This window comes from Streptomyces sp. RFCAC02 (assembly GCF_004193175.1).
Lineage (GTDB): Bacteria > Actinomycetota > Actinomycetes > Streptomycetales > Streptomycetaceae > Streptomyces.
On the sequence record NZ_SAUH01000001.1, the window covers coordinates 1,583,701 to 1,593,331 of the forward strand.

The following is a 9,631-nucleotide window of genomic DNA, read 5'->3' on the forward strand; positions in this document are numbered from 1 at the left end:
CCCGCAAACGGGCGGCCGGTCAGCCGGCGGCCGGACGCAGGCGCAGCCGGTGGCCCGAGACGCGGACCGGCCGCAGCCGCACCCACAGCTCGCCGCCGGCGCCGCTCCACGGCCGGTGGCCGGTCAGCCCGTCGAGACGCGCGATCAGCCCCGGGTCGGTGACGCGGGTGGCGCGGCCGAGGACCTGCACGCTCCAGCCGACGCCCTCCGCCTCGTCCAGCAGGTCCACCTCGAACGCCATGTCGTCGTCGAACGGCGGGGGCGCGGCGCTGCTCGTGCGGAACAGGACGGCGCCCTCGATCAGGCGGTACCCGGCGGGCACGATCGCGGGGCCGTCCGGGGTGGTGACGGCCACTCGGCCGACCGAGTGGCGGGCGAGCAGGTCGTAGCACTCGTCGGTGCCCAGTTCGATCAGCTCGCCCGTGCCGGCGGGGCGGGGGGTGTCGGCCCGTACTTCGCGGGCACCGTTCAGTTCGGCGACGGTCGTGTCCAGGGCGCGGGCGACGCGGGTGAGGGAGCCGAACGTGGGGGACGCGGGCTGCTCCTCCAGGTAGCGCAGGTACTCGGGGTCGACCCGGGCGCGGTCGGCGACGTCCTGGCGGGTGAGGCCAAGCTCCTCGCGGCGCATGGCGACGCGGCGGCCCACGTCGCCCCGGTGGTTCCGCTCGCCGTGGCGTGCGCGGGCGCGGCCGAGGTGGTCGTGCTGACGATGCTGGTCACGCAGCTCGTGGTCGCGGTCCGTCGTACCGGCCATGGGGCACCTCCGTCACGTCCTGCCCCGCCGCCGGGGGGCGCGGGGGCACGCGCGGGCGGGAGCCGTCTCATGCGGATGGCGCGTGCGGATGTCAAGTGCCCCGGTGGATTGTCGGCCATTCCTCCTTCCCGCCGGGACCCTCCGGCGGTCACCGGACCACTGTGCGACGGCCACCCCGCGCGGACGGGGCGCGCCCGGGGGGACGGCGGGGGGCCGCCCGGGGGGCGTGCGCGGGCCGTGCGCCGTGGCGGGTGCGCCCGGGCGGGCGGGGGTACGGCGCGCGCTGTTTCCGCTGGCCCGTCCGTGCGGCGGGCGGCGGACGGGCGGGGGTGGTGCGCGCGCCGGGGTTGCGGCGGCGTACGACGGCGCGGGTCCCCGGTGCCCCGTGGGGCCGGGCGCCCCCGGCCGCCGCCGTCCGCGCCCGCCGCCGTACCGGGTGTCGCGGCCTTGGCACGCCGGTCGGAAGCGCCGGGCGCACACCCCTGTTGTGGCGCGTTTCAACTACCTGCCGGTCGCCGCGGCCGTCACTCTGTGAGGGGAGACCACGACCCCGGGTGATCCAGGGGTCCCGGTAAGGAGAGGGGAAGCCACGTGTCGACCACGAGGAGGCCGTGCACGGGCGCGACGCCCGGCGACGCGGCGGACCGGCGGGGGCGGGAGCGATGACGGACGCCGACCAGAGCACCCCACCCCGCAATCCCGACCGCCGGCCGGAGCTGGAGGACCGGCTGCGCGAGACGAACGCCCTCAGCCGCGCCGACCGCCTGGCGAAGGGCGGCCACGTCCCGAGTTCGCCGCCCCCGCAGCCGCCGGCGACCTGACGTCGTGCGCGGGGGTTCCGTGGCGTGGTCGGGTGCGCGGGGAGTGCCGCACCCGACCGGTCACGGGCGAGTGGCGCCCGTCGGCGCGAGGTGACCATGGGCGGCACGCGTCACCCGTGGGGGTGAACTCGGAAGCCTCCGCCGCCCGGCCGGCCGGAGGCTCCGTGCGCCGCCGCGGGCCTACAGGGTGTCGTAGGGCCAGCCGAACGCCGTGTGGACGACGTAGTGGGGGCGTGTCCTGCGGATCGCGTCGCGAAGGCGCGACAGCAGGGTGGTCCGTGCGGGCGTGCTGATGCCGAGCGCGTGGGCGGTGGCCTCGCGGTGCACGGGGTCGGAGTCGGGTACGGCGTCGCGGTAGTCGGTCTCCAATGCGTCGAGTTGGGCGGGGGGCAGGGGGGCGTCGCCGATGCGGCGGAGGCAGTCGCGCCAGTACGGGACACCCGTCAGCAGTTCCAGCGCCTCGTGGAGGCTGTCGGCGATCAGGCAGCCCACGCCCTCGGACGTGACGTACAGGACGGGCCGTTCGGCCGCGTCCGAGGACCCGCACAGGAAGTAGGTGCCACCGGCGCCGCATTGGGCGACCGGGACCAGGGGGTCCCCCGAGGAGAGGAGCAGTTCGTCGACGGGGACCCGGTGTGAAACCGCGAAGTCACAATGCCACTCGAGCGAGCGGAACAGCGCCTCGTCGGCCTCGATCCGGGCCAGCAGAACGGAATCGTCAGCCATGGGAGGCAACGTATCCGGCCGTGTGTTCGGTGCGGCAAGAGGGCGTCCCCGCACGGGCTAGGCTGGCGGGCATGTCGGTCGAGAGCATCCGGATCGTGTCCCGCTCCTCCCCCATGGCGCTCGCGCAGGTCGAGCGGGTGCGCGGCGAACTGGCGGCGCTGCACCCGGGGTTGCGCACCGAAGTGGTGCCGGTGACGACGGCGGGCGACCGCTGGACCGGCCATCTCGGACAGCTCGGCGGCAAGGGGGCGTTCACCAAGGAGGTGGACGCGGCGCTGCTCGCCGGCGAGGCCGACCTCGCCGTCCACTGCATGAAGGACGTCCCGGCCGACCGGCCGCTGCCCGCCGGCACGGTGTTCGCCGCCTACCTGCGGCGCGACGACATCCGCGACGTCCTGGTCCACCCGGACGGCCTGACGCTGGACGAACTCCCGGACGGCGCCCGCGTCGGCACCTCGTCCGTCCGCCGCACCGCCCAGATCGCCGCGTCCCACCCGCACCTGGAGTGCGTCCGCATCCGGGGCAACGTCAACAGCCGCCTCGCCAAGCTCGCCGCCGGCGAGGCGGACGCGCTGCTGCTCGCCCTGTCGGGCCTGGAGCGCCTCGGCATGGCGGACCGCGCGTCGCAGGTGCTCGGCGTCGAGGAGATGTGCCCGCCGATAGGGGCGGGCGTCCTCGGGCTCCAGTGCCGCGAGGACGACGCGGCGGTCATCGGGACCGTCGCCGCGCTCGGCGACCCGGACACCTGGCGCGAGATGACGGCGGAGCGCACGTTCCTGCACGTCCTCCAGGGCCACTGCAACAGCCCGATCGCCGGCTACGCCAAGGCGGGGCGGGACGGGCGGCTGCAGCTGTGGGGGCGGGTGTTCTCGCCGGACGGGAAGACCGTCCTCGACGCCCACGAGTGGGCGGGGCCGCTCGACCCGGCGGCGCTCGGCATGTCGGTGGCGGTGGCGCTGCTGCGGCAGGGCGCCCGCGACGTGATCGACGCCATCCCGCACTGACGGTCCGTCGTTTGCGGTGAGCGCGGCGCGGCGCGCAGAATGCGGGCATGACGGGTGGACTCATACCGGCTCCTGACGCCTCCGGGGACGATGCCCAGCACGGGCTGAGGGCTTCCGACCAGGACCGCGAGCACGTCGTGGAGATCCTGCGGTCGGCCGCGGGCGACGGTCGGCTCACGGTGGACGAGCTGGACGAGCGCCTGGAGGCCGCCCTGTCCGCCCGCACCTTCGGCGACCTGGCGCCGCTGACCGCCGACCTGCCGGCGGAGAGCGTGCCGTCGCGGGCCGCGGACTTCGCGCGCATCGACCAAGGGCGCGGCCGGATCGCGCGCACCGGCCGCTGGTCGGTCCCGCGCCGCATGGAGATCCGCGTCAAGCTGGGTGAGGTGCGGCTCGACTTCACCGAGGCGCTGATCCGACACGGTGTTCTCGACATCGAGGTGGACCTCGGTCTCGGCGGGGAACTGCTCCTCATCACCCGGCCCGGCGTCGTGGTCGAGGCCGATGGCCTGGAACGCAACAGCGGTCAGGTCAAGGTCGCGGCCGCGTCCGGCCCGGGCGCCGACCCGGTCCTGCGGGTACGGCTGGCCGGCCGGTCACGCGGGGGGCAGATCGTCGCGCGGCCCCCACGGCGATCACTTGCCGAGCGGCTGCGGCGCCACGCCCCGGAGGCCGACGGCCGCTGAGCGCGCGCACCCACCGCGTTCAGACGAACGTCACGCGGAACACCGGGTGCTTCGGCGCGATGGCGCGCAGTTCCTCGTCGGACGAGCCGGGGCCGACGCCGTCGAAGAAGACGCCGACCTCCGCCTTCCAGCGCTTCAGGTAGGCCCGCAGCAGCTCGGGCTTGTCGTCGTCGGCGATCTCGGTCGCCGTGAAGTCGTCCTCGCGGCGGCCCAGGATGAGCCGGCCGCCGCCGGCCGCCCGCATGTTGCGGGTCCACTGCACGTGCCCGCGCGGCGCGACGAGGTAGTACGCGCCGTCGAGCGTGAGCAGGTTCACCGGGGTGCGGCGCCACTCGCCGCTCTTCCGGCCCTTCACCGCGAGGACGCGGGACCCCCACACGCTCAGGCCGCGCCGGGTGAGGAACGCGACGGCCGGGTTGAGGACGCGCACCGTGAACCGGCCGGGCTTCCTCACGTGCGGGGCGGGGCTGCTGCTCATGGCGGTGGCCTCTCGGGCTCGTCGGGACGTGCGCGTGTACGGCGATCCACAGTGAGATCACCGCTCTCGCCGCAGGACGAGCATGGCACGCCGGCGGCGCGCGGGCAAGAGCGGTGCTCACTTTCTTGGCCGGTGCTCAATCGGCTGGCAGACTGCCCTCCCATGAGCGCGATCGAAGGAGCCAGGGCGAGGGCGCGGCGGGAGATCACCGCCGCGATCAAGGAGGAGGCGCGGCGGCAGCTCGCCGCCGAGGGAGCCGCGCGGCTGTCGCTGCGCGCGGTGGCGCGCGTCCTCGGCGTGGCGTCCTCCGCGCTGTACCGCTACTTCCCGAGCCGCGACGACCTGCTCACGGCCCTGATCGTGGACGCGTACGACGCGATGGGGGCGGCGGCCGAGGAGACCGCGCGCGCCGTCGACCGGGCCGACCCGGCGGCCCGCTGGGTCGCGGTCTGCGCGGCCGCGCGGGAGTGGGCGCTCGCGCACCCGCACGAGTACGGGCTCGTCCACGGGACCCCGGTCCCGGGGTACGCGGCGCCCCGCGACACCGTCGGGCCGGCGAGCAGGCTCCCGCTCGCGCTGCTCGCCGTGGTCGCCGACGCGCACGCCGACGGACTGCTCGCGCCCCCCGGGTGGGAGCCGCTGCCGCCCGCCGTGCGCGCCGAGGCCGAGGCGCTGGCGGCCGAGCACGCGCCGGGCCTCCCGGCGCAGCCGACGGCCGCGCTGGTCGCGGCCTGGGCACAGCTCACCGGCCTCATCAGCGCGGAGGTGTTCGGGCAGTACACGGGGGTGGTGACCGCCCGCGCCGAGTTCTTCGGGCACGCCGTCGCGCGGCTGGCCGCCGGAATCGGGCTGCCATCGACGCGCGGCGCGGCCCCCGAGGAGTGAATGATGCGGTTCACTCCCCGGGGGCGCGTGCCGTGCGGCGAGGGGTCAGGCGGAGCAGGCCTCACCGTTCAGGCTGACGGTCGGGGTGGCGTACTGCGCGCCGCTGTCGGTCTGGAAGCCGAAGCTCAGCGTGCCGCCGGCGCCGACCGACCCGTTGTACGAGACGTTCGTCGCGGTGACCGACGTCCCGGACTGGGCGTAGGCGGCGTTCCAGCCGCTGGTGATCCGGCCCGACGGCAGGCTGAAGGTCACGCTCCAGCCGCTCAGGGCCGAGTCCGTGACGATGCTGACCTGCACGACGGAGCCGGCGTTCCAGCGGTTCGTGACCGTGTAGGTGGCCCGGCAGTCGCCCGGCGGATCGCCGGGATCGGGGTCGGGGTCGCCGCCGCCCGGGGTGCCGCCGAGGGCCGTCAGCATCGCGTCGAAGGCGGGCTTGGCCTGGTAGTTGTTGTCGTACAGGCAGGCCGCGCCCTGTCCGTCGAAGACGCCGGGCACCCAGGAGTCCGCGTCGCCGAAGCCCCACACCGTCACGCCCTTGCAGGCGTCGAGGGCGAGGCAGGTGTTGGTCACGCTCGCGAACTGCTGGCCCTGCCGCTGCAGTTCGGAGCTGTCGGCCGGGAGGGTGATCCGGATGTCCAGCTCGGTGATGACCAGTTCGAGGCCGAGGTCGGCGAAGCGCTGCATGTTCGCCTGGAGGCTGGACGGGATCGAGTCGAGGATGAAGTGCGACTGGAAACCGACGCAGTCGATCGGCACGCCCTGCGAGAGGAGCGAGGACACCAGGTTGTACAGGCCGTTGCTCTTCGCGCCGAGGCCCTCCGTGTTGTAGTCGTTGATGCAGAGCTTGGCGTTCGGGTCGGCCGCGCGGGCCGTCCTGAACGCCTCGGCGATGAAGCCCTGGCCCAGCGTGTCGGAGAAGACGGAGGACCGCAGCGAGCCGTCCTCGTTGAACGCCTCGTTGACCACGTCCCAGTAGGCGACGTCGCCCTCGTAGTGGTCCATGACGGTGGTGATGTGGTTGTTCATGACCTGGGTCAGCACCGCCGGGCTGAATCCACCGTTCCGCACCCAGTCGGGGAGCTGGCTGTGCCACACCAGGGTGTGCCCCCAGACCTGCTGGTCGTGGGACTGGGCGAAGTCCACGAGACGGTCGCCCGCGGCGAAGCTGAAGGAACCGCGCGACGGCTCGATCGACTCCCACTTCATGACGTTCTCGGCCGTCACACTGCTGAACTGGCTCCCGGCGATGCCGGTGTACGTGCTGTTGCCCAGCCGGCCGTCGGCCACCGCCGTACCGACGAACTTGCCGTGGGCCGCCGCCGCCTCGCGGAGCGTGGCCGCCTCGGCGGCGACGGACGCCGACGCGTCCGCCGCTCGTTCCTGGGCCTGCGCGCCGCCGTGCACCGCGAAACCGGAGAGCAACGCCGCTCCGGCCGCGAACACGACCGCGGCTCTGCGCACCAGGGGACTCATGTCCGTACCCCTCTCGGAATTGTCATGCCCCCGCAGGCTGACGGCACCGTTCTACGGTCGCCCTCGGGGGCCGTCAACCCTTCCGGAATAATGTTGAAAAACTTCCGGGTGTTCGGGTGTGAAAGTTGAGGTCCACATGAGTGGGGAACGCAAGGTGACCATCACCGCCATCGCACGGGAGGCCGGCGTCTCCGTGCCGACCGTCTCGCGCGTGGTCAACGGCCGCTCCGACGTGGCCCCCGAGACCCGCGCGAAGGTCGAGGACCTGCTGCGGCAGTACGGCTACCGGCGCCGCGCGCACGCGCCCGGCGACCGCGCGGCGCTTCTCGACCTGGTCTTCAACGACCTCGACAGCCCGTGGGCCGTGGAGATCATCCGGGGCGTCGAGGAGGTGGCGCACGACGCGGGCGTCGGCACGGTCGTCTCCGCGATCCACGACCGGGCGGGCGCGGCGCGGCAGTGGATGACGAACCTGCGGGCGCGCGCGTCGGACGGCGTGATCATGGTGACCTCCGTCCTCGAACCGCTGCTGCACAAGGAGCTGCACCGCCTCGGCGTGCCGCTGGTCGTGGTGGACCCGGCGGGCGCGCAGGACCTGCACGCGCCGACCGTGGGGGCGACCAACTGGGCGGGCGGGCTCGCCGCGACCGAGCACCTGCTCGGGCTCGGGCACCGGCGGATCGGGTTCATCGAGGGGCCGAAGCGGCTGCTGTGCAGCCGGGCGCGCCTGGACGGCTACCGGGCCGCGCTGGAGTCGGCGGGCGTCGCGGTGGACGAACGGCTCGTCGTGCCGGGCGACTTCTACCACGAGTCCGGCTTCCACGGCTGCCGGAAGCTGCTCGGACTCGACGAGCCGCCCACGGCCGTGTTCGCCTCCAGTGACCAGATGGCCATGGGGGCGATGGAGGCGCTGCGGCAGCACGGGCTGCGGGTGCCGCAGGACGTGAGCGTCGTCGGGTTCGACGACCTGCCGGAGATGCGCTGGTCGGCGCCGCCGCTGACGACCGTGCGCCAGCCGCTCGCCGACATGGGCAAGATGGCCGCGCGCACCGTGCTGCGGCAGGCGCGCGGCGAGGAACTGGACACGCCGCGCCTCGAACTGGCGACGGAGCTGATCGTCCGCGCCTCCACGGCGCCGCCGGCCGCCGGCTGACCCGCCGGGCCGCCGGGGGGACGCCGGCGGCCCGGCCGGGCGGGGACACGTCACGCCACCGCCTCCCGCGCGCCCGCCCAGGGGTCGGCGCGCCCTTCGGCATGCCCGGAATCCGTCCGGCGGCCGGCTTCCGGAAGGCGCCGGCGCCGGCACGGGCGGAAACCGGCCACCACGGGCGCCGCGCGCGGCCGTCCGCGCCGTCCGCCGGGCGCGGGCGTAACCGTCTTGTTGTCATCCGGACCGTTGACGCGCCCGCCGCACCCCCGTAACTTGCAACGCCATTGGGCCGATAATTATCGGCGAGTTTCCGGAAGGTGTGCGACGATGCAAAGCCTCATTTCCCGGCGGTCCAGAGGGCCGGCCCGTCGGATACGGACCTCCCTCACGACCGCCGCCGTGTGCGCGCTCGCGGCGTCCGGTCTCGCCGCGTGCGGCAGCGGCGGCCCCGGCGGCGACGGGGACACGCTCGAGGTCTGGGTCTACCAGGACGGCTCGACCGTCCTGCAGGAGGAACTCGTCGAGCGGTTCAACGAGACCTCGGACATCGACATCGAGCTCGTCCAGATCCCCGGCGAGAACTACCAGGAGCGCATGCGCACCGCCATGGGCGGCGCCAACGCGCCCGACATCTTCTTCAACTGGGGCGGCGGCAGCATCAGCGACTTCGTCGACGAGGACATGCTGGTCGACCTCACCGACACCCTCGCCGAGGACACCGAGCTGAAGGAGTCCTTCATCCCGTCGATCCTCGACGCGGGCGCGGTGGACGGCCACTACTACGGCATCCCGATGCGCGGCGTGCAGCCGGTCATCCTCTTCTACAACAAGACGATGTTCGCCGACGCCGGGCTCGAACCGCCGTCCGACTGGGACGCCTTCCAGACCGCGATCGACACGTTCCAGGAGCAGGACGTCACCCCGATCGCCCTCGGCGGCGCCGACTCGTGGACCGAGCTGATGTGGCTGGAGTACCTGCTCGACCGGATCGGCGGCTCGGAGATCTTCGACGCCATCCGCAACGGCGACTCATCCCGCTGGGGCGACCCGGCCGTCCTGCAGGCGGTCGAGGAGGCGCAGGCACTCGTCGAGGGCGGCGCGTTCGGCAACGACTTCCGCTCCGTCAGCCAGACCAACGACGGCGTCTCGACGTTCTTCGCGCAGGGCGGCGCCGCCATGCACCTGATGGGGAGCTGGGAGTTCTCCAACCAGCTCACGAACCAGCCCGACTTCGCCACCAACGACCTCGCCTGGACGGCGTTCCCCGCCATGCCCGACGGCCAGGGCGACCCCGCGTCCGTCGTCGGCAACCCGACCAACTACTGGTCGATCAACTCCGACGTGACCGGCGAACGGCTCGACGCCGCCCTCGAGTTCCTGCGGATGGGCGCCGACGACGAGTACGTCGGATCCCTCGTGGACAACGGCGACATCCCCACCACCACCGACGCGGCCGAGCTGCTCGACGACGCCCCCGCCCCCGAGTTCGCCCAGTTCCAGTACGACATGGTGATGAACGCGCCGAGCTTCACGCTCTCCTGGGACCAGGCCCTCGTCTCCGGCATCGCCATCCCGATGCTCGACAACATCGAGAAGCTCTTCAGCGGCGACCTCGACCCCGAGGGCTTCGTCGCGGCCATGCAGGAACTCTAGG

At 73.7% G+C, this 9,631-nt stretch carries 10 protein-coding genes; 6 read left to right on the plus strand and 4 right to left on the minus strand.

Annotated features, from left to right (window positions below; translation table 11 throughout):
- Positions 1-19: 19 nt before the first annotated feature.
- Positions 20-754 carry a pyridoxamine 5'-phosphate oxidase family protein gene (locus EMA09_RS07250; RefSeq protein ID WP_129840004.1) on the minus strand — a complete coding sequence of 245 codons (735 nt, stop codon included), beginning with the start codon at positions 752-754 and terminating at the stop codon, positions 20-22.
- A gap of 662 nt (positions 755-1,416) precedes the next feature.
- Here EMA09_RS07250 and EMA09_RS28225 point away from each other — a divergent pair.
- Positions 1,417-1,575, plus strand: coding sequence for a hypothetical protein (locus EMA09_RS28225; RefSeq protein WP_168220655.1), 159 nt, complete (start codon positions 1,417-1,419; stop codon positions 1,573-1,575).
- Positions 1,576-1,755: 180 nt separating this feature from the next.
- On the opposite strand, the gene EMA09_RS07255 is transcribed toward EMA09_RS28225, so the two are convergent.
- Positions 1,756-2,301, minus strand: a complete 546-nt coding sequence (locus EMA09_RS07255) for a hypothetical protein (protein WP_129840006.1) — start codon at positions 2,299-2,301, stop codon at positions 1,756-1,758.
- A 71-nt stretch (positions 2,302-2,372) separates the two neighbouring features.
- Here EMA09_RS07255 and hemC point away from each other — a divergent pair, with 71 nt between their 5' ends.
- Both hemC and EMA09_RS07265 read left to right on the plus strand, forming a co-directional pair.
- A complete protein-coding gene (gene hemC / locus EMA09_RS07260) occupies positions 2,373-3,305 on the plus strand; it encodes a hydroxymethylbilane synthase (RefSeq protein ID WP_129840008.1) in 933 nt (310 codons plus the stop codon).
- Between the two features lie 47 nt (positions 3,306-3,352).
- Positions 3,353-3,991, plus strand: a complete 639-nt coding sequence (locus EMA09_RS07265) for a DUF1707 domain-containing protein (RefSeq protein ID WP_129840010.1) — start codon at positions 3,353-3,355, stop codon at positions 3,989-3,991.
- A 19-nt stretch (positions 3,992-4,010) separates the two neighbouring features.
- On the opposite strand, the gene EMA09_RS07270 is transcribed toward EMA09_RS07265, so the two are convergent.
- Positions 4,011-4,469, minus strand: a complete 459-nt coding sequence (locus EMA09_RS07270) for a nitroreductase family deazaflavin-dependent oxidoreductase (RefSeq protein WP_129840011.1) — start codon at positions 4,467-4,469, stop codon at positions 4,011-4,013.
- A gap of 162 nt (positions 4,470-4,631) precedes the next feature.
- Between EMA09_RS07270 and EMA09_RS07275 the strand changes: the two genes are divergently transcribed.
- A complete protein-coding gene (locus EMA09_RS07275; protein ID WP_129840013.1) occupies positions 4,632-5,354 on the plus strand; it encodes a TetR/AcrR family transcriptional regulator in 723 nt (240 codons plus the stop codon).
- Positions 5,355-5,399: 45 nt separating this feature from the next.
- Here the strand turns inward: EMA09_RS07275 and EMA09_RS07280 are convergent, their stop codons facing one another.
- Positions 5,400-6,827, minus strand: coding sequence for an endo-1,4-beta-xylanase (locus EMA09_RS07280; RefSeq protein ID WP_129840015.1), 1,428 nt, complete (start codon positions 6,825-6,827; stop codon positions 5,400-5,402).
- A gap of 136 nt (positions 6,828-6,963) precedes the next feature.
- Between EMA09_RS07280 and EMA09_RS07285 the strand changes: the two genes are divergently transcribed.
- Both EMA09_RS07285 and EMA09_RS07290 read left to right on the plus strand, forming a co-directional pair.
- A complete protein-coding gene (locus tag EMA09_RS07285; protein WP_129840017.1) occupies positions 6,964-7,980 on the plus strand; it encodes a LacI family DNA-binding transcriptional regulator in 1,017 nt (338 codons plus the stop codon).
- A gap of 324 nt (positions 7,981-8,304) precedes the next feature.
- The gene (locus tag EMA09_RS07290; protein ID WP_129840019.1) at positions 8,305-9,630 is read left to right on the plus strand and encodes an extracellular solute-binding protein; all 1,326 of its coding nucleotides are present in this window, start codon (positions 8,305-8,307) and stop codon (positions 9,628-9,630) included.
- Position 9,631: the final 1 nt, after the last annotated feature.

Excerpts from the sequence above, each read along its gene's own strand:
- EMA09_RS07250 (WP_129840004.1), bottom strand. The coding sequence starts at position 754 with ATGGCCGGTACGACGGACCGCGACCACGAGCTGCGTGACCAGCATCGT.
- EMA09_RS07265 (WP_129840010.1), top strand. The coding sequence starts at position 3,353 with ATGACGGGTGGACTCATACCGGCTCCTGACGCCTCCGGGGACGATGCC.
- hemC (WP_129840008.1), top strand. The coding sequence starts at position 2,373 with ATGTCGGTCGAGAGCATCCGGATCGTGTCCCGCTCCTCCCCCATGGCG.
- EMA09_RS07290 (WP_129840019.1), top strand. The coding sequence starts at position 8,305 with ATGCAAAGCCTCATTTCCCGGCGGTCCAGAGGGCCGGCCCGTCGGATA.
- EMA09_RS07275 (WP_129840013.1), top strand. The coding sequence starts at position 4,632 with ATGAGCGCGATCGAAGGAGCCAGGGCGAGGGCGCGGCGGGAGATCACC.
- EMA09_RS28225 (WP_168220655.1), top strand. The coding sequence starts at position 1,417 with ATGACGGACGCCGACCAGAGCACCCCACCCCGCAATCCCGACCGCCGG.
- EMA09_RS07285 (WP_129840017.1), top strand. The coding sequence starts at position 6,964 with ATGAGTGGGGAACGCAAGGTGACCATCACCGCCATCGCACGGGAGGCC.
- EMA09_RS07255 (WP_129840006.1), bottom strand. The coding sequence starts at position 2,301 with ATGGCTGACGATTCCGTTCTGCTGGCCCGGATCGAGGCCGACGAGGCG.
- EMA09_RS07280 (WP_129840015.1), bottom strand. The coding sequence starts at position 6,827 with ATGAGTCCCCTGGTGCGCAGAGCCGCGGTCGTGTTCGCGGCCGGAGCG.
- EMA09_RS07270 (WP_129840011.1), bottom strand. The coding sequence starts at position 4,469 with ATGAGCAGCAGCCCCGCCCCGCACGTGAGGAAGCCCGGCCGGTTCACG.